Origin of the sequence: Streptomyces sp. NPDC057694, assembly GCF_042799415.1 — a bacterium.
In the GTDB taxonomy this organism is placed as follows: Bacteria; Actinomycetota; Actinomycetes; order Streptomycetales; family Streptomycetaceae; genus Streptomyces.
The window spans coordinates 24,045-48,070 of the sequence record NZ_JBHVIX010000020.1 but is presented as its reverse complement, the minus strand read 5'-3'; the positions used below and the strand labels follow the sequence as shown (position 1 = coordinate 48,070).

Annotated in this window: 18 protein-coding genes; 10 read left to right on the top strand and 8 right to left on the bottom strand. The window is 71.7% G+C overall.

Annotated features, from left to right (window positions below; genetic code table 11):
• Positions 1-46: 46 nt before the first annotated feature.
• Complete coding sequence (hmgA, locus tag ACFVDP_RS32290; RefSeq protein WP_383497537.1) at positions 47-1,360, bottom strand: homogentisate 1,2-dioxygenase; 1,314 nt, start codon at positions 1,358-1,360, stop codon at positions 47-49.
• Positions 1,361-1,552: 192 nt separating this feature from the next.
• On the opposite strand from hmgA, the gene ACFVDP_RS32285 reads away from it, so the two are divergent.
• The 4 genes from ACFVDP_RS32285 (at position 1,553) to ACFVDP_RS32270 (ending at position 5,519) form a co-directional block, all read left to right on the top strand.
• Entirely contained in the window at positions 1,553-2,065 is a 513-nt protein-coding gene (locus ACFVDP_RS32285; RefSeq protein WP_383497535.1) for a hypothetical protein, read from the top strand.
• Between the two features lie 21 nt (positions 2,066-2,086).
• Positions 2,087-2,695: a TetR family transcriptional regulator gene (locus tag ACFVDP_RS32280; protein WP_383497533.1), complete on the top strand. Its 609-nt coding sequence runs from the start codon at positions 2,087-2,089 to the stop codon at positions 2,693-2,695.
• 156 nt (positions 2,696-2,851) lie between these two features.
• Positions 2,852-4,273 (top strand): CitMHS family transporter, encoded by a 1,422-nt coding sequence (locus ACFVDP_RS32275; protein ID WP_383497531.1) that lies wholly within the window; start codon positions 2,852-2,854, stop codon positions 4,271-4,273.
• A 10-nt stretch (positions 4,274-4,283) separates the two neighbouring features.
• The gene (locus ACFVDP_RS32270) at positions 4,284-5,519 is read left to right on the top strand and encodes an MFS transporter (RefSeq protein ID WP_383497529.1); all 1,236 of its coding nucleotides are present in this window, start codon (positions 4,284-4,286) and stop codon (positions 5,517-5,519) included.
• Positions 5,520-5,655: 136 nt separating this feature from the next.
• On the opposite strand, the gene ACFVDP_RS32265 is transcribed toward ACFVDP_RS32270, so the two are convergent.
• The 3 genes from ACFVDP_RS32265 to ACFVDP_RS32255 all read right to left on the bottom strand — a co-directional run bounded on the left by ACFVDP_RS32265 (position 5,656) and on the right by ACFVDP_RS32255 (position 14,576).
• On the bottom strand, positions 5,656-8,931 hold the full coding sequence (locus tag ACFVDP_RS32265; protein WP_383497527.1) for an ATP-binding protein: 3,276 nt from the start codon (positions 8,929-8,931) through the stop codon (positions 5,656-5,658).
• Positions 8,932-9,015: 84 nt separating this feature from the next.
• The gene (locus ACFVDP_RS32260) at positions 9,016-11,976 is read right to left on the bottom strand and encodes an FG-GAP repeat domain-containing protein (RefSeq protein ID WP_383497525.1); all 2,961 of its coding nucleotides are present in this window, start codon (positions 11,974-11,976) and stop codon (positions 9,016-9,018) included.
• Positions 11,976-14,576 carry a S8 family serine peptidase gene (locus tag ACFVDP_RS32255; protein ID WP_383497523.1) on the bottom strand — a complete coding sequence of 867 codons (2,601 nt, stop codon included), beginning with the start codon at positions 14,574-14,576 and terminating at the stop codon, positions 11,976-11,978. The genes ACFVDP_RS32260 and ACFVDP_RS32255 overlap by 1 nt, the downstream gene beginning before the upstream one ends.
• A 189-nt stretch (positions 14,577-14,765) precedes the next feature.
• Between ACFVDP_RS32255 and ACFVDP_RS32250 the strand changes: the two genes are divergently transcribed.
• Both ACFVDP_RS32250 and ACFVDP_RS32245 read left to right on the top strand, forming a co-directional pair.
• Positions 14,766-16,154 (top strand): aldehyde dehydrogenase family protein, encoded by a 1,389-nt coding sequence (locus ACFVDP_RS32250; protein WP_383497521.1) that lies wholly within the window; start codon positions 14,766-14,768, stop codon positions 16,152-16,154.
• Positions 16,155-16,170: 16 nt separating this feature from the next.
• The gene (locus ACFVDP_RS32245; RefSeq protein WP_383497519.1) at positions 16,171-17,253 is read left to right on the top strand and encodes a Zn-dependent alcohol dehydrogenase; all 1,083 of its coding nucleotides are present in this window, start codon (positions 16,171-16,173) and stop codon (positions 17,251-17,253) included.
• Positions 17,254-17,453: 200 nt separating this feature from the next.
• On the opposite strand, the gene ACFVDP_RS32240 is transcribed toward ACFVDP_RS32245, so the two are convergent.
• A complete protein-coding gene (locus ACFVDP_RS32240) occupies positions 17,454-18,104 on the bottom strand; it encodes a TetR/AcrR family transcriptional regulator (RefSeq protein ID WP_383497517.1) in 651 nt (216 codons plus the stop codon).
• A gap of 85 nt (positions 18,105-18,189) precedes the next feature.
• On the opposite strand from ACFVDP_RS32240, the gene ACFVDP_RS32235 reads away from it, so the two are divergent.
• The 3 genes from ACFVDP_RS32235 (at position 18,190) to ACFVDP_RS32225 (ending at position 20,511) form a co-directional block, all read left to right on the top strand.
• Positions 18,190-19,347, top strand: coding sequence for an acyl-CoA dehydrogenase family protein (locus ACFVDP_RS32235; RefSeq protein WP_383497515.1), 1,158 nt, complete (start codon positions 18,190-18,192; stop codon positions 19,345-19,347).
• Positions 19,348-19,455: 108 nt separating this feature from the next.
• Complete coding sequence (locus ACFVDP_RS32230) at positions 19,456-19,746, top strand: YiaA/YiaB family inner membrane protein (RefSeq protein ID WP_383497513.1); 291 nt, start codon at positions 19,456-19,458, stop codon at positions 19,744-19,746.
• A 117-nt stretch (positions 19,747-19,863) separates the two neighbouring features.
• A complete protein-coding gene (locus tag ACFVDP_RS32225; protein WP_383497511.1) occupies positions 19,864-20,511 on the top strand; it encodes a TetR/AcrR family transcriptional regulator in 648 nt (215 codons plus the stop codon).
• Positions 20,512-20,520: 9 nt separating this feature from the next.
• On the opposite strand, the gene ACFVDP_RS32220 is transcribed toward ACFVDP_RS32225, so the two are convergent.
• Positions 20,521-20,982, bottom strand: coding sequence for a MaoC family dehydratase (locus tag ACFVDP_RS32220; RefSeq protein ID WP_383497509.1), 462 nt, complete (start codon positions 20,980-20,982; stop codon positions 20,521-20,523).
• An 81-nt stretch (positions 20,983-21,063) separates the two neighbouring features.
• Here ACFVDP_RS32220 and soxR point away from each other — a divergent pair, with 81 nt between their 5' ends.
• Positions 21,064-21,540 carry a redox-sensitive transcriptional activator SoxR gene (gene soxR / locus ACFVDP_RS32215; RefSeq protein ID WP_383497507.1) on the top strand — a complete coding sequence of 159 codons (477 nt, stop codon included), beginning with the start codon at positions 21,064-21,066 and terminating at the stop codon, positions 21,538-21,540.
• On the opposite strand, the gene ACFVDP_RS32210 is transcribed toward soxR, so the two are convergent.
• Positions 21,488-22,858 (bottom strand): uracil-xanthine permease family protein, encoded by a 1,371-nt coding sequence (locus tag ACFVDP_RS32210; RefSeq protein WP_383497505.1) that lies wholly within the window; start codon positions 22,856-22,858, stop codon positions 21,488-21,490. The two genes, soxR and ACFVDP_RS32210, sit on opposite strands and share 53 nt — an antisense overlap.
• Positions 22,855-23,970, bottom strand: a complete 1,116-nt coding sequence (locus tag ACFVDP_RS32205; protein ID WP_383497503.1) for an arylsulfotransferase family protein — start codon at positions 23,968-23,970, stop codon at positions 22,855-22,857. Before ACFVDP_RS32205 ends, ACFVDP_RS32210 begins: the two co-directional genes overlap by 4 nt.
• Positions 23,971-24,026 lie beyond the last annotated feature (56 nt).

The following is a 24,026-nucleotide window of genomic DNA, read 5'->3' as shown; positions in this document are numbered from 1 at the left end:
GGAACTGCGCGAAAAGCCCCACCGGGCCGCAGACGAAGAACCGCCCCTACCCGCGGAAATGGCGCTCCAAGCCGCGCCACACATCGTCATAGCCCCGCTGCAAGTGCCCCGCGGAGGCGGCCTGCGCCGTCGCCGTCACCGGCCAGCGCGTCTCGAACATGAAAGCAAGACCGTCGTCCACCTTCTGCGGCCGCAGCTCGGCGGCGCTGGCCTTGTCGAACGTCTCCCGGTCGGGACCGTGCGCCGACATCATGTTGTGCAGCGACCCCCCACCCGGCAGGAAGCCGGAGGCCTTCGCGTCGTAGGCCCCCTCGATCAGCCCCATGTACTCACTCATCACGTTCCGGTGGAAGTACGGCGGCCGGAACGTGTCCTCGCCCACCAGCCAGCGCGGCGCGAACACGACGAAGTCGACTCCGGCGAGCCCCGGGGTGTCCGACGGCGAGGTCAGGACCGTGAAGATCGACGGGTCGGGATGGTCGTACGAGATCGAGCCGATGACATTGAAACGGTGCAGGTCGTACACGTACGGCACGTGGTTGCCGTGCCAGGCGACGACGTCCAGCGGAGAGTGGTCGTACGTCGCGCCCCACAGGTTGCCGCAGAACTTGTTCACCACCCGCACCGGACCCTCGACGTCCTCGTACGCGGCGACCGGCGCCCTGAAGTCCCGGGCGTTCGCCAGCCCGTTGGCACCGATCGGGCCCAGGTCGGGGAGCTGGAACGGAGCGCCGTAGTTCTCGCACACGTAACCGCGCGCGCTCGCGTCGAGCAGCTCCACGCGGAAACGGACCCCGCGCGGGATCAGCGCGACCTCGCCGGGACCGGCGGCGAGCAGCCCGAACTCGGTGCGCAGCAGCAGACCGCCGCGCTCGGGCACGATCAGCAGCTCGCCGTCCGCGTCGCTGAACACCCGGTCCGTCATCGAGGAGTTCGCGGCGTACAGATGCACGGCCATGCCGGTGCGCTGCGCCGCGTCCCCGTTGCCGCCCAGCGTCCACAGGCCCGCCAGCCAGTCCGTGCCGGGGGCGGGCTCGGGCAGCGGGTTCCAGCGGCGGCGGTTGGGGTCGGGGACCGACTCGGTGAAGGGGGCGGTCCGCAGCGCGCCGTTGTCGGTCCGGGTGAACTCCGGGTGCGCCGCCGAGGGGCGGATCCGGTACAGCCACGAGCGCCGGTTGTGCGCGCGGGGCTCGGTGAACGCGGAGCCGCTGAGCTGCTCCGCGTAGAGACCGAGCGGGGCGCGCTGCGGTGCGTTGCGCCCCTGTGGCAGGGCGCCCGGCACCGCCTCCGAGCCGTGTTCGTTGCCGAAGCCGCTGAGGTAGGCCAGAACCTCGGCCGTCTTGCGTGCGTCCCCGCTCATCATCGCTCCCTCGTCAATGATTCCTATGCTCAACCGTAGGATTCGCGATCGGCCCACGCAAGACGCCGTCCGGCCGGATCCGATCTTTCTCTTCGGCTCCCTCGTGCTCCCTCCTGCTCCCGCTCTCTCCCCCTGAAGGCCTCCTCCCCGAGACGGATCCGAAAACGTGAACGGTCCCTTACTGTCCGGAGCATGCCCAGGACGACGCCGGCCCGCGCCCTCGCCGCCACCCTCCTCGCCTGCGCCCTGCTGACGGGCCTCGCCGGATGCGGTGACGACGGCGGCGGCCCGCGCCAGGTCGGCAAGGTGCTCGAAACGACCGATGACGACGGCCACCGCTTCCGCCAGCTCCCCACCGAGGGCGCCCCCGAGGTGGGCCTGATCGTGCAGCCCGACCCGCGGCCCGACGGCGGCTGGGACATCAAGATCCGGGTGCGGAACTTCCGGTTCAGCTCCGAGGACGCGGCGGCCCGCGCCGTGCACGGCCGCGGCTACGCCCAGCTCTACCTGGACGGCGCCCGCCTCTCCCGGCTGCGCGCCGTCGACTACCGGCTGCCCGGCACCCGCGTCAGCCGCGGCACCCACAAGGTCACCGCCCGGCTCTACGCCGACGACGGCACCGTCTGGGCGGTCGAGGGCAAGCCCGTCGAGGCCACCGCCGACCTCACCGCTTCCGGCGCGGAGACGGCATCCCCATCTCCGTGAGTCGGCCGTAGGGTGACCGGCATGCCTCACCCGACCTCTTTGCGGCGTACGCCCGTTCAGCAGCGCAGCGCCGAGCGGCTGAGCCGGATCCTCGACGCCTGCGCCGATCTCCTCGACGAGGTCGGATACGAGCAGTTGAGCACGCGGGCCGTCGCGAGCGGCGCCGATGTGCCCATCGGCTCGGTCTACCGCTTCTTCACCAACAAGCGGGCCATGGTCGACGCCCTGGCCCAGCGCAATCTGGAGCGGTACGCGGAGCGCGTCACCGGGCGCCTCGGCGCCATCCCGGGCGACGACTGGCGCGCCGCGATGGACGCCGTTCTCGACGAGTACCTCGCCATGAAGCGCACCGCGCCCGGCTTCTCCCTGGTCGATTTCGGCACCCAGATCCCGGTCGGCGACCCCGACTCCGCGCCCAACCTCCGCGTCGCGGACACCCTCACCGACCTCCTCGCCCCGCACCTCGGCCGGACCGCGGACGACGCGCTGCGGCGGACGTTCCTGGTGGCCGTCGAGTCCGCCGACGCGCTGGTGCGGCTCGCGTTCCGGCTCGACCCGGCGGGCGACGAGTCGATCATCACGGAGACCCGGGAACTGCTGCGCGCGTATCTGGCCCGGACCCTCGACTGACGGCGCCCACAGCGTCGTAAAGCCGTGACCTGGAGTTTTGCGCTTATTGCTCACGCGTCAACATCTTGTTAACGCGGATGAACGGGCCCTAGCGTCTCGCTGACCGCCGACCCCCGGGCGGAAGTTCAACGGCGAACGACGATAGGAACCCCCTCCATGCTGACGATCCTCGGATTCGTCATGATCGCCACCTTCCTGGCGCTGATCATGATGAAGAAGGTGTCGCCGATCGCGGCGCTCGTGCTCATCCCGGCGCTGTTCTGCGTCCTGGTGGGCAAGGGAGCGCACCTCGGTGACTACGTCATCGACGGCATCGGCGACCTGGCGCCCACCGCCGCCATGCTGATGTTCGCGATCGTCTACTTCGGCGTGATGATCGACGTCGGACTCTTCGACCCGATCGTGCGCGCCATCCTGAAGTTCGCGAAGGCCGACCCGGTGCGCATCGTCGTCGGCACCGCCGTGCTCGCCGCGATCGTCTCCCTGGACGGCGACGGCTCCACCACGTTCATGATCACCGTCTCGGCGATGTACCCGCTGTACAAGCGCCTGAAGATGAGCCTGGTCGTGATGACGGGGGTGGCGGCCACCGCCAACGGCGTCATGAACACCCTGCCCTGGGGCGGCCCGACGGCCCGTGCGGCCACCGCGCTCAAGGTCAACGCCACCGACATCTTCGTCCCGATGATCCCCGCGCTCGGCGTCGGCCTGCTCTTCGTCTTCGTCCTCGCGTACGTTCTGGGCCGGCGCGAGCGCAAGCGCCTCGGCTACCTCTCCCTCGACGAGGTCACCGAGACCGAGACCGTGACCGAGTCCGAGAAGGTCCTGGTGGGTGCCGGTTCAGGCACCAATGGTTCCGGTGCGGGCCGGGGCGGCAGCGGTGACCACGCCGCCGATGCCGCCGCCCCCTCCTATCGCAACGAGGACGGCGAATCGTTCGCCGGTCTCGACCCGGACCGCGCCACCCTGCGCCCGAAGCTCTACTGGTTCAACGCCGCGCTCACGGTCGTCCTGCTGACCGCCATGATCATGGAGTGGCTGCCGATCCCGGTCCTGTTCATCCTGGCCGCCGCGCTCGCCCTCACCGTCAACTACCCGCACATGCCCGACCAGAAGGCCCGGATCGGCGCCCACGCGGAGAACGTCCTCAACGTCTCCGGCATGGTCTTCGCCGCCGCCGTCTTCACCGGCGTCCTCCAGGGCACCGGCATGGTCGACCACATGGCCGAGTGGGTCGTCGGCGGCATCCCCGACTGGATGGGCCCGCACATGGCCCTGGTCACCGGGGTCCTCTCCATCCCCTTCACCTACTTCATGTCGAACGACGGCTTCTACTTCGGCATCGTGCCGGTCCTCGCCGAGGCCGGGAACGCGCACGGCGTGTCCACCCTGGAGATCGCCCGCGCCTCCCTCGTCGGCCAGCCGCTGCACATGTCGAGCCCGCTCGTCCCGGCCGTGTACGTGCTCGTCGGCATGGCGAAGGTCGAGTTCGGCGACCACACCAGGTTCACGGTGAAGTGGGCCGCGCTGACGGCGCTGGTGGTGCTCGGCGCGGGCCTGCTCTTCGGGATCGTGTGAGGACCCTTTCGTGAGCCGTACGTGGTTGCTGCGCCTCGTCATCGCCTTCAGCTTCGCGCAGGGGGCGGTGTCGATGGCGCGGCCCGCCGTTTCGTACCGGGCCCTGGCGCTCGGCGCCGACGAGCGGGCGGTGGGTGTCATCGCCGGTGTCTACGCCCTGCTGCCGCTGTTCGCCGCAGTACCACTGGGTCGGCGGACGGATCACGGCCGCTGCGCGCCGCTGCTGCCGGCCGGCGTCGTGCTGATCGCGGGCGGCTGCGCGCTGAGCGGCGCCGCGAACTCCCTTGTGTGGATGGCCGCCTGGAGCGGCGTGATGGGTCTCGGCCACCTGTGCTTCGTCATCGGCGCGCAGTCGATCGTGGCCCGCCAGTCGGCGCCGGACGACCAGGACCGCAACTTCGGTCACTTCACCATCGGCGCCTCGCTCGGCCAGCTCGTCGGGCCGGTCGCGGCGGGCGCGGTGATCGGCGGCGACGACATGGCGGGCACGAGTGCGCTGGCGCTGCTGATCTCGGCGGGCGTGTGCGCATTCGCGTTCACCTCGCTGTGGCGCATCGAATCCCGCCCTGCGCCGACGAGTTCGGCCTCGAAGGACTCCGCGCCCCGCATTCCGGTGCACCGCATCCTGCGCACCCGGGGCGTCCCCGGCGGCATCTTCATCAGCCTCGCCGTCCTGTCGGCGACGGACATCCTCACGGCGTACCTGCCGGTGATCGGCGAGCACCGGGGCATCGCCCCGTCCGTCGTGGGCGTGCTCCTGAGCCTGCGGGCGGGCGCGACGATCGCGTGCCGGCTGATCATGACGCCGCTCATCGACTGGCTCGGCCGCGCGCTGCTGATCACGTCGACCTGCCTGCTCGCGGCGCTGCTCTGCGCGGCGATCGCCCTGCCGGTGCCGGTCTGGGCGCTCGCCGCGATCCTGGTCGTGCTCGGGTTCTGCCTGGGAGTGGGCCAGCCTCTGTCGATGACGACGGTGGTGCAGGCGGCCCCGGCGGAGGCCCGCTCGACGGCGCTCGCGCTCCGGCTGACCGGCAATCGTCTCGGCCAGGTCGCCGCGCCCGCGTCGGCGGGGCTGATCGCGGGGGTGGCGGGGACGGCGGCGCCGTTCGTGATGCTGGGTGTTCTGCTGCTGGTGGCTTCAGGGCTGGGGGTACGCGGTGGTGGGGAGCGGGCGCGTCTGCCGGGGGCGGTCGCCGGGCGGGTGCGGGTGCGTCGTGGCTGGTCGCGCAGTTCCCCGCGCCCCTGAAGCGAGCTCCGCTCGCCCAGGGGAGGCGGAGCGAAGCGGAGCCTCAAGGGGAAGGCTGCGCGCAGCGCATGCCTTAGGGGCGCGGGGAACTGCGCGACCAGCCCCCACCGGGCCGCAGGCGGAGTGGAGAGGCGCATCACCCCGAACCCAGCAACCCCCGAGCCGCGACGACCCGCCCGACCCCGGCGGGGTACGGCAACCGGCGGGCCAGCGCCTCGACCACCCCGAGCGCCCGAACCCCCGCAGCCCCGCCCAGGGCCACCGCATGAACCACCCCGGCATCCACCTCCGCCAACCGCTCCCCGGTACTCCGTGCCCGTTCCACCTCGCCGGCGGCCACCCAGCGCGCCAACTCCCGCTCCCCGCCGAGCAGATGCCCCCACGCGGCGAGCACCGGCGCCTCGCCGTCCCGCAGCAGGGTGGTCACCAGCTCCGGCCGGTCCTGGCGCAGCGCCAGTTCGGCCCGGGCGGCACGCACCTCGAACCGGGCCTGCTGGTCCATCCCCGCCGACCGCTCGGCCCGGTCGAGCAGCGGCCCGGCCTCCCCGGCGGAGCCACCCCGCATCAGCACCCGCGCCAGCGCGGCCAGCGCGTACGGCAGCGACCAGGCGTCGTCCGCGTCGACCCCGGCCACGGCCGCCTCGGCGACCTCCCGGGCGACCCCCGACTCCCCGAGCAGCAGCCACAGTTCGGCCAGGTTGGCCCGCTCGAACGCGGCCGCCGTCGGATCCCCCGACTCCTCGGCGAGGCCGAGCGCCCGCTCCCCGGTGTCGACGGCCTCCCGCAACCGCCCCTCGCGCCGCGCGTTCTCCCGCAGGACCGAGAGCACGGAGCCGAGCACCGCCGAGTCCCCGTACGCCTCGGCGGGCGCGAGCGCCCGGTCGGCGGCCTGCCGGGCGTCCCGGAACCGCCCGGCCAGGGCCAGATCGGTGGCCTGCCCGGCATGGCACCGGGCGAGGAGGCCCTGCCCGACGATGCCGGGCACCCGCAGCGCGGCGTCCAGGGCCGCACGCGTGGCGGCGTACCCGTCCATGTACCGTCCCTGCACTTGGAGCGCGACGCCCAGGGCCAGATGGTGGGAGGCGACGGGCTCCGCCCCGGTCTCCGCGGTCGGCGGATGGGCGGCCAGCACGTCGAGGCCCGCCTCCGGGTTCTCGGCCTTGACGAGGGTCTCGGCGAGCCGCGCCGCCGCGAGCACGGTGTCGTCGTGGTCGCCGCGCCGCACGAACTCCGCCAATGCGAGCCGCAGCACGTCGGCCGCCTGCGCGAAGTGCCCCATGCGGCGCAGCACTTGGGCGTGCCCGAGGCGGGCGCGGGCGGCGTCCACGTCGAGCCGGGCGACCAGGTCGCGGTAGTAGCGGTCGGCGGTGTCGTTGGCGTAGACGGCGGCGGCCCGTTCCGCGGCCCGGCGCAGATACTCCGCGGCGCGGGGGTCGTCGGCGCGGGCGAAGTGCGAGGCGAGGGTGTCGACGGCGTCGGGGCGGCGGCGCAGCACCGTCTGTGCGAACGCGGCGTGCAGCTGTCGGCGGCGTACCCCGGTCAGCGCCTCGTAGCAGGTGAGCCGGACGAGCGGGTGCCGGAAGGCGAGGCCCGCCTCGGCCCGGCCGGCCACCACGACCTGCCGTTCCTCGACGAGAGCCGCGCCGATGGCGTCCTCCAGGGCGTCGGCGGCGGCCGCCGCGTCGAGCGAGGGCCGCAGCCCGTGCTCGGCGATGTCGAGGAGTTCGCTCAGCGCGGTCTCGCCGCCCGCGACGGCGAGCGCCTCGACGACCCGCCGGGTGTCCCGGCCGAGCCGCCCGAGGCGGGCGCCCACCAACTCCCGTACGCCGTAGGGTGCTTCGTCGTCGACGGGTCCCCGGGCGAGTTCCAGCGCGAACAGCGGGTTGCCGAGGGAGAGTTCCCAGACCCGGTCGAGCCGCCGCGCCGGAGCGCCGCCGTCGCGGGCCACGGCCAGGCAGGCGTCGCGGCCGAGCCGGGTCACGTCCTCGCGGGCGGCGAGCCGGGCCCGCAGCAGCGCGGCGAGGGCGGACCGGCGCGCATCGCCCTCGGGCAGCTCCTCCTCGCGGTACGTCACGAGGAACCGCAGCGCCGTCACCCGCCGCGCCAGATGGCTCAGCAGCTGGAACGAGCCCTCGTCCGCGGCGTGCAGATCGTCGAGGACGACCAGCACGGGCCGGGCGGCGGCGAGTTCGCCGAGCAGCGCGCCCGCCGCCCGGAACAGCCGGTCCCGCTCCTCCTCGGGCGACCGCTCGCCCGTGACCCGGATCCGGCCCAACGACGGCAGGAAGGCGGCCAGTTCGGGATGTTCGGCGCCCACCCGGGCCCGCTCTCCGGCGTCCCACTCGGCGAGCCAGCCGTCGAGGGCCTCGGCGAACGCCCCGTACGGCGTGTGCCCCTCGGCGTCGTGCCCGCCGCCCCACAGCACGGCGGTCCCGGCCGCGGCGGCCCGCCGGGCCGTTTCCCCGGCGAGGCTGGTCTTGCCGACACCGGCCTCCCCGGTGAGCAGGGTGACCGGTGGCCCGTCGGCGCTGAGCAGCCGTCGGAGAACGTTGTCACGGCCGCGCAGCGGGCCCTCCGCCGGTGCGCGCAGCGGGGCGGGCAGGGTGGGCGCGGTCAGCGTCGGCGCGGGGGAGTCGGTCAGGGCGAGCCGGTGCAGCCGCTCGGTCTCCGGGTCGGGCCGCACGCCGAGCTCGGCGTCGAGCGCCTCCCGGCACAGGTGGTACTGGCGCACCGCGAGGCGGCGAAGGCCCTGGCGCAGGTGGATCTCCATCAGGATCCGGTGGGCGCCCTCCTCGGCGGGCGCGGCGGCGAGGACCCGCCCGGCCACCGTCGCCGCCTCGGCGAGGGAGCCCTGTGCCATGTGCGCGGCGGCGAGGGCGAGCAGCACCTCTTCGCGCAGGGCGACGAGCTGGTCGCGGCGGGCCTGCGCCCAGTTCGCGTACCGGTCCTCGGGAAGCGGCTCCCCGGCGAACAGGTCGAGAGCTGCGGCGAGTTGCCCGGGGTCCCGGGAGGCGAGCGCGGCCCGCGCGGCCGCCTCGGCCTCGTCGGCGTCGATCCGTACGGTGGCCGGATCCAGTCGCAGCAGCGCGCCGTCGGATATCAGGTACGAGGAGCTGGCGCGCGGCGCGAGTTCGGGTTCGAGGGCGCGACGCGCGGCGTGCAGGGCGACGCGCAGACTGCCGGTCGCGGACTGCTGGTCCGCGTCCGGCCAGCAGACGGCCATGGCCTGCTCGCGGTGGAGCCGGTGGCCGGGCACGACGGCGAGCAGCTTGACCAGGGTCTGGGCGCTGGGGCGCGGCCAGCGGTCGGCAAGTGCGGTGCCCGTGTCCCGAGTTGCCGTGAAACCGCCGAAAAGGTGCAGACGCAGCAGGGGAGTGGCTGGAATGGTGCTGTCCGTCCGCTGCGCGTTCATGAGGGCGCAACTCTAACCGAGCATGTTGAGAACCCCCTGGGCGAGGCCCAGGGGGTTCCGTGCGACCCGTCGGTACCGCTCAGGTCAGGACAGCTTGTACGCCGTCACCTGGTGGATCGCGTAGTCGCCCGAGTAGTACCCGCCGCCGAACTGACCGACGAGCCGGTCGCGGCCGCCGAGGTCCTTGTTGAGGGACAGCACCTCGTCGACGCCGTCTCCGTCGAGGTCGCCCGAGAAGTAGTTCTGGGCGCCCATGAGGCCGGGGGTCTGACCGACGGACGGGGCCCAGGTGTCTTCGGACTCGAGGATGCTCGGGTCCCACAGGTACAGGCCGCCGTCCACGCCGGCGACCAGCAGCTCACGCCCGCCGGGTCCGGTCAGGAAGCCGCCGCCGAACGACGTCGGCGAGACACCCTGCTTCTTGTCGTCGCCGTTCGCGCGGAACCGCCGGAACGAGGCGACACCGCCCTCGTACAGCGCTCCGTCCTTGGCGAAGAAGCTGTTGTGCGTCCACAGACCGCCGGAGAGCCAGGTGTGCAGCACCTCGCCGGTGCGGCCGTCGCGGATCTCGAACATGTTCTGCGAGCTGATCATGGTGGTGCCGTTGACCTTGAGGGGCGCGTCGACGTCCCACACGTAGACGACCGCGTGCCCGTCGGCGTACGGGATCTCCTTGGAGGCGAAGACGCCCTCGTTCGGGGTGAGGGTGCGGATGCCGCCGACCGCGTCGTCCGGTGCCTTCGGCGCGGCCGACCAGCGGGTCTTGCCGGTCCTGGAGTTCAGCGCGACCGCGTTCGTCACCGGCGTGGTCAGATCGACCGCGCCGGCGCTTGCGTACGAGGCGTACACGCGGCCGTCGTTCACCGACGGGTCGGCGAACTGCACGTCGCCCGCGGCCGCGGGGGCGTTGTACGTCCAGAGGGCGTGGCCGTCGCCGTGGTAGGCGTGCAGCGCGTCGGTCGGGACGAGGATGTCCTGCTCGCCGTCGCCGTCGAGATCGGCCAGCTTCGCCGTGCGGACGTACTGGCCGCCGCCGTCGATCGTGGCGAGTGTCCGGCCCGTCCTGCCGTTGAGGACGACGGTCGCGGTGTCGGCCGCGACGACGATCTCGTCCTTGCCGTCGCCGTTGACGTCACCGATCTCGATGTCGTGGACCGCGCCGGGCAGAGTGGCCTGCCACAGCTTCTCGGGCTTGGCGCCGTTCACGAGCGACGGTCCGGAGTACGCCCACAGACCGTTCGACGAGCCGCCCATGACGACGTCGTTCTTGCCGTCCTTGTTCAGGTCGGCGCTCTTGGCGTAGGCGATGTCGCCCTGTAGCGGCGTGACGCTCTCCGCCTTGCCGTTGGCCAGCTTGAACGTCCGGATGTTCTGCGCCGGGTCGACCAGCCGCAGGTGCGTGCCCTTGGCGTCGCTGTAGAGGTCCTGGTACATCGCCGTGCCGGCGACGCCCTTGGACTGCCACGCGACGTCGCCCTTGCCGGAGAACACGGTCACCGACGCGTAGCGGGTGCCGCCCCGGTTCTCGGGCACGTCGAACCTGTCGTTGTCCTGGCCGGTCATGACCAGCTTGCCGTCGGCCACCGACAGGCCGAAGGTGTTGGGCGCGCTGTTGCCGTCGTCGTCGTCCCGCTTGATGGAGTTCGACCACCGGAGGGTATCCGCGCTGTCGCCGTTGACGACGCGGACGGTGCTGGCGTTGACGAAGTAGTTCTCGTCGAACGAGGACTCCGAGACCGCGTACTCGTCGCCGGCCCTGCCGCCGAGATCACCGACCGCCAGTGCGGTGGGGACCACGTTGTCCCGGCTCTGCAGGGTGGCGCGGTGACCGGTCTTCAGGTCGTACGAGGCGACCTCGTAGTGCACCGCGTCCGTGGCGTCGGACTGCTCGACCGCGACGATCCGCTTGCGGCCGGCGTCCAGGCGCATCTTGCGGTTGTACAGAATGCTGTCGGTCTGCCAGGTGACGGAGCCGTCGGCGGCGTCGAGCACGAGCGTGCGGCCGCGCGCGTCGACCCCGTCGGCCTTGTTCAGGTTCCAGGAGACGGCGACCTTGCCCTTGCCGAGGTCCTGGATGTCGCCCCAGTTCGCGTCCCGGGCTTCCTTGCTGTCGTACGTCCACGTGGAGGCCGGGCTCAGCTTGCCGTCCGCACCGGACGAGAAGCGCATGCCGGTCAGGGTGAGCGTGGCGTCGGCCGGGACCTTCGCGTCGCTGCTCATCCGGGGCGCGTCGGCGACCAGCAGGGTGCCGTCGACGATCTTCACCATGGAGGCGTGGTTGTACAGCTTCGACCAGACCGTGGTGCCGGTCCTGCCGTCGAGGACCGTCACGAACGTGCCGGTGGTGAGCGACGAGCCCGGCGAGGTGAAGGCGCGCGGGTACGGGGAGGTGCCGACCTGCGCGGAGAACACCAGGTCCGGGACGCCGTCGCCGGTCAGGTCGCCGGTCGCGTACCCGGAGTCCGAGTTGGCCGTGAAGGGCGAGACCGCGTTGTAGCCCATGAGGATCTGCGCCGGGTACGGCTCGACCCGCCACACCTGGAGCGGCTTGACCTGCCAGTCCGTGAAGAAGGAGCTGCTGTCGCGGGCCCACGTCTGGCTGCCGTCGGCGGCGTGGCGCTGCACGTAGCCCATGCTGTTGACGGAGAAGTAGTCGCCGTTCTTGCCGACCGGCACCGTGGCGCCCATACCGCGCACGCCTTCCAGCGTGGACTTCGCGGTCAGGGAGACCTTGGTGGTCGGGTCGGCGTCGCCGGACGCGTCGGTCGACGACGCGTCACTGCCGGTGTCGGAACCGGAGCCGGAGGCCGCGTCCGGCGAGGCGGAGTCGTCGTCCTTCTTCGTGCCGGTGGTGTCCTCGGCCGTGACCCACGGGTCGAGGGTCACATGGGGGGCGAGCTTCTTGGCCTCGGCGCTGGTCAGCTTCAACGCCGAACCGCTGTCGCCGTCGGCGGCCAGGGCCTGCGGCACCGCGGTCAGGCACAGACCGGCCGCGACCAGACCGGAGGCGAGCGTCAAGGCCCGCCGCGAGTGGTGGGCTCTCATCACTTGGCTCCCTGCGTGAAGCGGACGGCGGTGCCGTCGGCGAGCACGGACTGGTTGTACGCGTACTGGAGGGCGTCGGTGCCGGACTGGTCGGCGATACCGACGGTGGCCCCTGCGCCCTTGTCCGCGACGGACTGGTACTGCAGGGTCACGGCGCCGGTGGCCTCGTCGAAGACGGCCTCGAAGGTGGAGCGGCCCGAAGTGCCGTTCGCGTAGGCGGCGTTGTTCCACACGATGGCGAACTTGCGGCTGCCCTTGGTGCCGGTGGTGGCCGTCTGCACGGAGGACTTCTTGTCGAGCGTCAGGTCGTCCCACAGCGGGGCGATGATGCCCTTCACACCGTTCGCACCGGTCGTCGGCAGCGCGGTGTTGCCGTAGTCGCCGACGCGCGAGGACAGGAAGTTGACCAGACCGTCGGTGGTGACCGAGGCCGAGGAGTACGAGACGCCGTACAGCTTCACCGAGAAGGGCAGCGCGACCGAGGCGGAGTCCTCGTCGCCGGACAGGGCGACCTTCTTGGAGCCCGCTATCCACGAGTAGGCGGCCGGGGCGCAGGAGTTGCCCGAGCTGTCGGTGCGGTTCGGGACCTGGACGTTCTTGGTCAGGTCGGCGGAGGCCACGGCGGCGGTGCCGTTGTAGACGCCGTTGCACAGGACCGGGGCGGCGGGCTTCACCGTCAGGGTGTAGGAGCCCTCGGAGACCTTGGCGAAGGAGTACCGGCCCTTGGCGTCGGTGGTGACGGCGTCGAGCGGCGAGCCGTTCATCTCGACCGTGGCACCCGCGAGGGCCTTGCCGGAGACGTCGAGGACGGTGCCGGAGACCTTGTGCGAGGCGACCGCGGTCAGCGCGAAGTCCTGGGTGTAGGCCTGCTGCGCGGTGAGCGTGACGCCGGTCGCCGCGTCGTTCGCGTAGCCGTAGCCGCTGAAGGCGAAGGAGTACGTGCCCGGGGCCAGCGGCAGACGGTAGGTGCCGTCGGCGCCGGTCTTGACCGTGCGGACGGAGCCGGTGGCGTCGGTGGCCTTCACGGTGATGTTCGGCAGGGCCGCGCCGGTCGCCTTGTCGGTCGCCCTGCCGGTGACGGTGGCCGCGGTGTGCGGGGCCTTGTCGACGGAGGCGAGGATGTCGAGCTTGCCGTTGCCCCAGACGTTGTTCATGTCGGCGGTGCCGCCGCAGTGGGTGTCGTCGACGTCACGCGCGCCCTCGTCGAGGAGCTTGCGGGTCTCGTCGATGTCGCCGATCAGCGAGGGGGCCGCCGACCACAGCAGCGCGACCGAGCCCGCGACGTGCGGGGTGGCCATCGACGTACCGTCGATGGTGTTGTACGACGAACCAGGCCACGCGGACTCGACGTCGACGCCCGGCGCCGAGATGTTCGGCTTCGCCGAGCCGTCGAGGCGCGAGGGGCCGAACCCGGAGAACGGGGCGATCGTGCCGTTCGAGTCGTAGGCGCCGACACCGTAGGAGTCGGACTGCGCGCCGGGCGGGTCGCTCGTCTCGCAGGTCACACCGTCACCGGAGTTGCCGGCCGCGAACGCCTCGAAGATGCCCGCGGCGTCCCAGGCGGCAAGGATGTCCTGGTAGAAGGGGTTGTTGCCGCCCGTGTCGCCCCAGGAGTTGTTGACGATGTTCGGGGCCAGGTCCGGGCGCGGGTTCTGGCCGTTGTGGTCGGTCGGGGCGAGGATCCACTGGCCGGCCGCGAGGAGGTTGTCCTCCGAACAGGATTCTTCGGACTCGCAGCCCTTGGCGGCGATCCACTTGGCGTTCGGCGCGACACCGATGCCGTTCTTGCCGACCATCGTGCCCATGGTGTGGGTGCCGTGGCCGGCGTTGTCGCACGGGGTGGTGCTGGTCGCGCACGTGCCCGACGGGTCGTAGAAGTTGTAGTCGTTCGTGAACGTGCCGTCGCCGTTGTTGCCGCGGTAGTTGGCGACGAGGTCCGGGTGGTCGTACTGCACACCGGAGTCGACGCTGGCGACGACGATGCCCTCGCCGCGGTCCTTGTACTGGTCCCAGACCTGATCGGCCTTGATGTCGGAGACACCCCACGTCGGGGTGTCGTCACCGTCGCCGGCGGCATCCGTCCCGGCCGACGTGGTGCGCGACTTGGTGACCTTCTTGTCGGAGGTCTCCATGCCGTCGGGCTTGAACGTCCGCGCCTTGACGACCGACGCGACGTCCGAGCGCTTCGCGAGCTCGTCGACGAGGTTCCGGTCGCCGGTGACCTGGATCGTGTTGGCGATCCAGTAGTCCTTGTGGCCGACCTTCTCCTTGTCGAGGAACGACCTGAGGGAGGCCTGGCTGTCGTCGGCGTGGGCGCGCAGCTCCTTGTAGGCGGCCTTCGCCTTCTTGGCGTGCGTCTTCTGCTTCTTGGCGCCGGACAGGTCGGCCTGGTCCTTGAGGACCACGAAGAACTTCGCTTCGCCGCCCTTGGCGACGGCGCTGCTCAGCGAAGAGTCGATCTTCGCGGCGGCAGCGGTGGCGGTGGCGGACGGGGTGTCGGCGGCGACGGCCGGCAGGGCGCCGGCGGCCAGAGCGGTCGCGGTGAACGCGGCCGCAGCCCATGCGGCGGTTCTGCGCCGGGGCGGTCGGGGCAGGTGCATCGGGGGTGCTCCTCCGGGAACGGTACGGGGGAGTCCGCACGCTAGGAAGGCACCGTTACTGAGGAATTACTGGCGGCGTGACGGGGGTCTCCGGCCCGTCCCTGGCGCCGGAAAACTATCACCGCTAGTTTGGTGCGCGGGACGATCAGGCAGCATCGGCGCGACCGGTGCGGTACCGGGAGGAGAGCCATGAAGGCCCATGAGGGGATGTACATCGGCGGGGAGTGGCGCGCCGCCGCGGGCAGCGACACCATCGCCGTCGTCAATCCGGCCGACGAGACGGTGATCGGCCATGTCCCCGCGGGCACCGTCGAGGACGTGGACGCCGCCGTGCGCGCCGCCCGCGAGGCCTTCCCGGCCTGGGCCGCGACGGCCCCCGCCGAGCGCGCCGCGAAGATCGCCGCGCTGCGCGACGTGCTCGTCGCGCGCAAGGACGAGGTCGCCGAGACGGTCACGGCCGAGCTGGGCGCCCCGCTGCCGTTCTCGCAGACGGTGCACGCGGGCGTACCGATCCTGGTGTCCGGCTCGTACGCGGAGCTCGCCGCCTCGTACCCCTTCGAGGAGAAGGTCGGCAACTCCACCGTCTACGCCGAGCCGGTCGGCGTCGTCGGCGCGATCACGCCCTGGAACTACCCGCTCCACCAGATCGTCGCGAAGGTCGCCCCGGCCCTCGCCGCGGGCTGCACGGTCGTGCTGAAGCCGGCCGAGGACACGCCGCTGACCGCCCAGCTGTTCGCCGAGGCGATCGACGAGGCGGACGTCCCGGCGGGCGTCTTCAACCTGGTCACGGGAATCGGCGCGGTCGCGGGCCAGGCCCTGGCCGAGCATGAGGGCGTGGACCTGGTCTCCTTCACCGGCTCCACGGCGGTCGGCCGGCAGATCGGCGCGACGGCGGGCGCGGCCGTCAAGCGCGTGGCCCTGGAGCTGGGCGGCAAGTCCGCCAACGTGATCCTTCCGTCCGCCGACCTCGCCAAGGCCGTGAACGTCGGCGTCGCCAATGTCATGGGCAACTCCGGCCAGACGTGCAGCGCCTGGACCCGCATGCTGGTGCACACCTCTCAGTACGACGAGGCCGTGGAACTCGCGGGCGCCGCTGCCGCCAAGTACGGCGACCGCATCGGCCCGCTCGTCAACGCCAAGCAGCAGGCGCGCGTGCGCGGTTACATCGAGAAGGGCGTCGCGGAGGGTGCCCGGCTCGTCGTCGGCGGGACCGAAACCCCGCACGAGCAGGGCTACTTCGTCGCTCCGACCGTCTTCGCCGACGTCACGCCCGAGATGACCATCGCGCAGGAGGAGATCTTCGGCCCGGTCGTCTCGATCATCCGGTACGAGGACGAGGACGACGCCCTGCGCATCGCCAACGGCACCGTGTACGGGCTCGCGGGCGCGGTCTGGGCCGGCGAGGAGGCGGAGGCCGTGGCGTTCGCGCGCCGCATGGACACCGGCCAGGTCGACATCAACGGCGGCCGCTTCAATCCCCTTGCCCCGTTCGGCGGTTACAAGCAGTCGGGCGTGGGCCGCGAGCTGGGCTCGCACGGCCTGAGCGAGTACCTCCAGACCAAGTCCCTCCAGTTCTAAGGGAGTCAGCACCGTTATGGTTCGCGCCGCAGTACTGCCCGCCGTCGGCTCCCCGCTGGAGATCGCCGACATCGACCTGCCGGAGCCCGGTCCCGGCCAAGTCCGCATCAAGCTCGCCGCCGCCGGGGTCTGCCACTCCGACCTGTCCCTGACCAACGGCACGATGCGCGTGCCGGTCCCCGCGGTCCTCGGCCACGAGGGCGCGGGCACCGTCGTCTCCGTCGGCGAGGGCGTCACGCACGTCGCACCCGGCGACGGCGTGGTCCTCAACTGGGCGCCTTCGTGCGGCAGCTGCCACGCGTGCTCGCTCGGCGAGGTGTGGCTGTGCGCGAACGCGCTGGCCGGGGCGGGCAACGTGTACGCGAAGCGCTCGTCCGACGGCTCGGACCTCCACCCCGGCCTGAACGTCGCCGCGTTCGCCGAGGAGACGGTCGTCGCCGCGAACACGGTGCTTGCGGTGCCGGACGGCGTCCCGCTCACGGACGCGGCCCTGCTCGGCTGCGCCGTGCTCACCGGCTACGGCGCGATCCACCACTCCGCGCGGGTCGAGGCGGGGGAGACGGTCGCGGTGTACGGCGTCGGGGGCGTCGGCCTCGCCACGATCCAGGCGGCGCGCATCGCGGGCGCCTCGAAGATCATCGCGGTGGACGTGTCGCCGGAGAAGGAGGAGCTGGCCCGCGGGGCCGGTGCCACCGACTATGTGCTCGCCTCCGAGAACACGGCCCGCGAGATCCGTGGCCTCACCGGAAAGCAGGGCGTCGACGTGGCCGTGGAGTGCGTCGGCCGCGCGGTGACGATCCGTACGGCGTGGGAGTCGACGCGTCGTGGTGGCCGCACCACGGTCGTCGGCATCGGCGGCAAGGACCAGCAGGTCACCTTCAACGCCCTGGAGCTCTTCCACTGGGGCCGCACGCTGTCCGGCTGCGTCTACGGCAACTCCGACCCGGCCCGTGACCTGCCGGTCCTCGCCGAGCACATCCGCGCGGGCCGCCTGGACCTCGGCGCGCTGGTGACGGAACACATCGCCCTGGACGGGATCCCGGCCGCGTTCGACAACATGGTCGCCGGCAAGGGGGGCCGGGCCCTGGTGCTCTTCTAGCCGCGGCTGGAGTGGGGGCTCGTCGCGCTTGCGCTCCGCGCCCCTGGGTTGCCCTTCGGGTGCGGCTCCGGTGGGAACTGCGCGAGAAGCGGCCACCGGCCCGCACTCGACCGACGACCCATCAGTGGCGCGGAGCGCAAGCGCGATCAGCCACGACGTGACCGGCACTCGCGAAGCAACCGGCACCACCGCCAAAAAGATCAGCGCGCGGCCCCGGCCAGCTGCGCGTACTGCACGGACAACCCGTCGAGCAGCGCAGCAAGCCCGGTCTCGAAGGCCCGGTCGTCGATCAACTCCTGCTTGTCGGCCAGGAGATGCGCCTGCCCGAGATGCGGATAATCGGCGGGATCGTACGCGGCCTCGTCGTCGACGAACCCGCCCGCGAACGACCCGAGCGCCGACCCCATCACGAAGTACCGCATGAGCGCCCCGATCGACGTGGCCTGCGCCGCCGGCCACCCGGCATCCACCATCGCCCCGAACACGGCATCAGCGAGCCGCAGCCCCGCAGGCCGCCGCCCGGGCCCCTGCGCGAGCACGGGCACGATGTTCGGATGCTCCCGCAGCGCGGCGCGGTAGGAGACGGCCCAGTCGTGCAGAGCACTCCGCCAGCCCCGCGCGTCGCCCGCCTCGAACATCGACAGATCGACCTGGGCGCTCACCGAGTCGGCGACCGCCTCCAGGATCTGGTCCTTGGTGCTGAAGTGGTTGTAGAGGGACGGCCCGCTCACTCCCAGCTCGGCCGCGAGCCGCCGCGTCGAGACGGCGGCGAGCCCCTCGGCGTCGACGAGGCCGCGGGCCGCGTCGACGATGCGGTCTCGGCTGAGCAGGGGCTTGCGCGGTCGGGCCATGGCGCACATAGTAGGGCTGTCCGATTAAAACTAGCAGTGCTAATTTAAAGAAAAGCCTGCGGCGCGTCCCTGGGGAGAGTCGTCCATGAATCTGGAGCTGAACGAGGAGCAGACGGCCGTCCGTCAGCTCGCCAAGGACTTCGTGGACCGCGAGATCGCGCCGAACGTCGTGACGTGGGACCGCGCGGAGGACGTCGACCGCTCGATCGTGAAGAAGCTCGGCGAGGTCGGCTTCCTGGGCCTGACGATCGACGAGGAGTACGGCGGCTCCGGCGGCGACCACCTCGCGTACTGCCTGGTCACGGAGGAGCTGGGCCGCGGCGACTCGTCGGTGCGCGGCATCGTCTCCGTCTCCCTCGGGCTGGTCACCAAGCCGATCCAGCAGTGGGCGAACGAGGAGCAGAAGCGGTACTGGCTGCCCCGGCTCACCGCCGGCGACGCGCTCGGCTGCTTCGGCCTGACCGAGCCCGGCAACGGCTCGGACCCCGCGCACCTGCGCACGAAGGCCGTCCACGACCCGGCCACCGACGAATACGTCATCAACGGCACCAAGATCTTCATCACGAACGGCACCTGGGCCGACGTCGTCCTGCTCTTCGCCCGCACCAACGACACCCCGGGCCACAAGGGCATCTCCGCCTTCCTGGTCCCCACCGACACCCCGGGCCTGACCCGCAACACCATCCACGGCAAGCTCGGCCTGCGCGGCCAGGCGACGGCCGAGTTGGTGCTGGAGGACGTACGGGTGCCCGCCTCCGCGCTGATGGGCCCCGAGGGGAAGGGCTTCTCCGTCGCCATGTCCGCCCTCGCCAAGGGCCGGATGTCGGTCGCGGCCGGCTGTGTCGGCATCGCCCAGGCCGCGCTCGACGCCGCCGTCGGCTACGCCACGGAGCGCGAGCAGTTCGGCAAGCCCATCGCCTCGTACCAGCTGGTGCAGGAGATGATCTCCGACATCGCGCTCGACGTGGACGCCGCCCGCCTGCTGACCTGGCGCGTCGCCGATCTGATCGACCGCGGCGAGGAGTTCCAGGTCGCCGCGTCCAAGGCCAAGCTGTTCGCGTCCGAGGCCGCCGTGCGCTGCGCCAACAACGCCCTCCAGGTCTTCGGCGGCTACGGCTACATCGACGAGTACCCGGTCGGCAAGCTGCTGCGCGACGCCCGCGTCATGACCCTCTACGAGGGCACCAGCCAGATCCAGAAGCTCATCATCGGCCGCGCGCTGACGGGCGTATCGGCGTTCTGAGGCCCGACTCCCCGAGCAGCCGACTGCCCGAACGATCAACTGCCTGAGTATGTAGATGAGTACGGGAGCGGATGGGGCACCGGCCCCGTCCGCTCCATGCTGTGCGGCATGAGTGAGACACCGGTCAAGCAGCAGAACACCACGGCCTACTACGGTCAGGCCATCGCGTCCTTCGCCCTCGCGCTCGCCGCGGTGTCGATCGGGATCTACCGGCTCGACGCCAGTGGCTGGATCCGCGCGTTCCTGGCGATCTCGGTCCTGTACCTGACGACGTCGGCGTTCACCCTCGCCAAGGTGATCCGCGACCGCCAGGAGGCCGACCAGATCGTCAGCCGCGTCGACAAGGCCCGCATCGACAAGATCCTCGCGGAACACGACCCCTTCAAGCCGGTCGCCTGAGACTCCTTGGGGCGCGCACCCGACGGCCGGGCCCATGGGGCGGACGCGACCTAAGCGCCCGCTCACCTCGGGAGGTATGGTGAGGCCGAGCCCCACCGACAGGATGCGAGCGGAGCGATGACGCAGGACGAACGGGTCGACGGCCGGAACCCCGAAGACATCGATGAGATGCCCTGGGCCGAGGTCACCCCCGACGCCGCCCGGCGCCTGCTCGTCGCCGCGGTCGAGGCCTTCGCCGCACGCGGCTATCACGCCACGACGACCCGGGACATCGCGAGCCGCGCCGGCATGAGCCCGGCCGCGCTCTACATCCACTACAAGACCAAGGAGGAGCTCCTCCTCCGCATCAGCCGCATCGGCCACGAGAAGGCGCTGCGGATCCTGCGCCGCGCGGCCGACGGCGAGGGCACGCCGACCGAGCGGCTCGCAGAGGCCGTGCGCTCCTTCGTGCGCTGGCACGCGGGACACCACACCACCGCGCGGGTCGTCCAGTACGAGCTGGACTCCCTCGGCGACGAGCACCGCCCGGAGATCGTGGCGCTGCGCCGTGAGAGCGATGCCGCCGTGCGCGAGATCATCGACGACGGGGTGGCGTCGGGCGAGTTCCAGGTGCCCGACGTGCCCGGGACGACGGTCGCGATCCTCTCGCTGTGCATCGACGTGGCGCGCTGGTTCAACACCCAGGGCCGCCGGACGCCCGACGAGGTCGGCTCGTTCTACGCCGACCTCGTCCTCAGGATGGTGGGAGCCACGCCCCGGGCGTAGCTCAGCGGCTCACAGGTAGTAGCGGGACACCGACTCGGCGACGCAGACCGGCTTGTCGCCGCCGTCCCGCTCCACCGTGAACGCCACCGACACCTGCACCCCGCCCGTCACGTCCTCCACGGACGTGATCTTCCCCGTGGCGCGCAGCCGCGAGCCGACCGGGACGGGCGCGGGGAAGCGCACCTTGTTCGTCCCGTAGTTCACGCCCATCTTCACGCCCTCGACGGCGATCAGCTGCGGGCCGAACAGCGGCAGCAGCGACAGCGTCAGATAGCCGTGCGCGATCGTCGTGCCGAACGGCCCGCCCTTCGCGCGCTCCGGGTCCACGTGGATCCACTGGTGGTCACCCGTGGCCTCGGCGAACCGGTCGATGCGGCTCTGCTCGATCTCGACCCAGTCGCTGTACCCGAGCTGCTCACCGACGGCGCCCTTCAGCTCGTCGACGTCCTTGAAAACCCGCGGCTCCGCCATGCTGCCCATCCTCCATCGCAATGTCTAAGCGCTTGCTCAGCATGCTAACAACGCGACCGGCCTGCGACTAGGCTCGACCGGGTGCCACAGATCCCGGAGAAGATCCACGAGCTCAGCGTCGGGCAGGTCGCCGCGCGCAGCGGCGCCGCCGTCTCGGCGCTGCACTTCTACGAGGCCAAGGGGCTGATCACCAGCCGTCGCACGGCCGGCAATCAGCGCCGCTACTGTCGTGACACCCTGCGCCGCGTCGCCTTCATCCGCGCCGCGCAGCGCGTCGGCATCCCCCTCGCCACGATCCGGGAGGCGCTGGCCGAACTGCCCGAGGAGCGCACCCCGACCCAGGAGGACTGGGCGCGGCTGTCGGAGACCTGGCGGTCCGAACTGGACCAGCGGATCACGCAGTTGAGCCGGCTGCGCGATCACCTCACCGACTGCATCGGCTGCGGCTGCCTCTCCCTGGACACCTGTGTGCTGTCCAACCCGGACGACGTCTTCGGCGAGCGGCTCACGGGGTCGCGTCTGATGGGGGAGCGCCGGGAGCGCCGCCTCGGGTCGTGACCTCGGGGCCGTCGCTTCCGGGCGTGATCCCGGGGTCGTCGTCTCCGGGCGTGACCTTCGGGCCGAGCGCCCGGAACACCGCGCAGAGCACGACGGCCGCGATCGCCCCGGCCGCCACCCCGCTGCCGAACAGGGTGCGCGCCCAGGAGGGCAGGCCCGCGTACATGTCCGGCTGCACGATGGGCAGCATGCCGATCACCAGCGCGAGGGCGATGACGACGCTGTCCGTGCCGTGCGTGAGGTCGGTGCGGGAGAGCATCCCGAACCCCATGACGGCGATGACGGCGTAGATGACGAGGCCCGCCGCGCCGACGACCGGCTCGGGGATGGCCGCCAGCACCCGGGTGAGCGGGGTGAGCAGCCCGCACACGACGAGCAGTACACCGGCCGCCGCCGTCACGAACCGGCTGCGTACGCGCGTGAGCTGGACGATGCCGATGTTCTCGGCGCTGGTCACCATCAGCGACGTACCGAAGACGCCGGAGCCGAGCGAGACCAGCGCGTCGGCGCGGGCGATGCGCGGCACGTCGCGGCCCGGGTCGGGGGCGCGGCCCACGGCCTCGCTGTTCAGCACGGTCTGCCCGGTGGCCTCGGCGAGCGAGGCGAGCGCGAAGACGAGCAGCGGCACGGCGGCCAGCAGGTCGAAGTGCGGGGCGCCGTACGGGAAGGGGTCGGGCAGCGCGAACGTACCGCCGTGCGCGACGTGCAGCTCGGTGCCGGTCAGCACCGCGACGAGGGTGCCGCCGGCCAGGCCGAGCAGCACCGCCATCTGCCGCCACACGCCCCGCAGGACGAGGAAGAAGAACCCGATCACGCCGAGCGTCGCGAAGCCGAGGCCCGGGCCCGAGGCGATCATCGGGGCGGTCACCTTGATCATGTTGATGCCGATGAGGACGACCGTCGTGCCCATCACCAGCGGCGGGAAGAGCCGCACCAGACGCCCGTAGAACGGCAGGACGCAGAGGAGGAAGGCCGCTGCCACCAGGACGGAGCCGGACGCGGTCGCCGGGCCGTACTCCTGCGCGATCTGGAGGAAGATCGCGACGGCGGCGCCGCCCGGCAGCATCAGGAACGGCAGCCGGGCCCCGACCCGCAGCACGCGCACCCCGAGGGACTGAAGCAGCGCGCCCACCCCGCACAGGACGAGCGTCGCGCTGAGCAGCGACGCCGTCTGAGCGGTCGACAGCTTCAGCGTCGTCGCGATGAGGATGACCGAGGAGACGGGCGCGGCCACGCCCGCCAGCACGTGCTGGCAGGCGAGGGGGACCAGGCGGCGCGCGGGCAGCGGCTCGTCGACCGGGCTGACCGCGGCACTCACTTGCCGAGCCAGGGCAGCTCGGCGGCGGAGTAGCGGTAGGCGCGGAACACGGCGTTCGGCTCGGACGGGAAGAGCTTGCGGACCTCTTCCTCCGCGTAGCCGCCGAAGAACGGGACGATGTACTCCCAGCACAGATAGCCGTCGGCGGTCACCTCGAAGAGGCGGCCCGCGGGGGAGTCGGTGACGAGGGTGTTGCCGTTGGGCAGGCGCTGGGCGCTGCCCATGAACGGCGCGAAGAACGACTCGCGCGCCGGGTCGTGGTACTCCCACGCGATCTTCCCGCTGGAGCGCTCGATCTCGATGACGCGGCTGAACGGCACGTCCCAGCGCGGCCGGAACACACCGTTGTCGAAGACCAGGAAGTTGCCGTTCTCCAGCTCGGTCGGGCAGTGCTGCTGCGAGACCGTGCCCGGCTCGGAGCGCCAGACGATGTCACCGGTGGCGCGGTCGATGACGACGACCGCCGACACCGAGCGGAAGCTCGCGAGGATGTTGCCGTCGGCGAGCGGCAGCACGCTGTTGATCAGCGGGTAGTGCTCGCGGGCGTAGTCGGGGTGGAGCGGGAAGTCGTCCCGGCCGAGCCGCTCGGAGACCTTCCACTCCCAGGTGCGGTTCCCCTCGGCGTCGACCTCGACGATCGTGTCGGCCCAGACGGTGCCGTCCGCCTCGGAACCCGGCACGCCCCCGCGCACGGCGGCCGCGGCGTCCCCGGTCAGCGGCTCCAGGGCCGTGTACAGGATCCGGCCGTCGCCGTAGTGGTGGGCGTCGTGGTGCTGGAGCGGATCGCGGTACTCGCGCACGACCGTGCCGTCCGGGGTGATCTCCTGCATCAGGCCGCCGCGGTACTTGTGCCACATGGGGAAGAGCGCGGGCTCGCCGGGGAGTACGCCGTTGTAGGCGAGGTTCCCGTTGGCCAGGACGCGGGCGTGCCGTCCGGGGCGGTGCGGCAGGTTCCACTGGTGCACGACCTCACCGCGCAGGTCGATCAGGTACACCTCGCCGGCCCCGGTCAGCGGGGCGAACAGCGTGTACCCGCCGTACGCGGCGTCCTCGTCCAGGGCGATCAGGCCGGTGCCGCGGCGGCGCCGCTGATTCTGGTCCACGCGAGCCATGGAGACCCTCCGTCATGCTGGTGTCAGGGTGGTTAACTTTTTTAAGTGACGGTGAA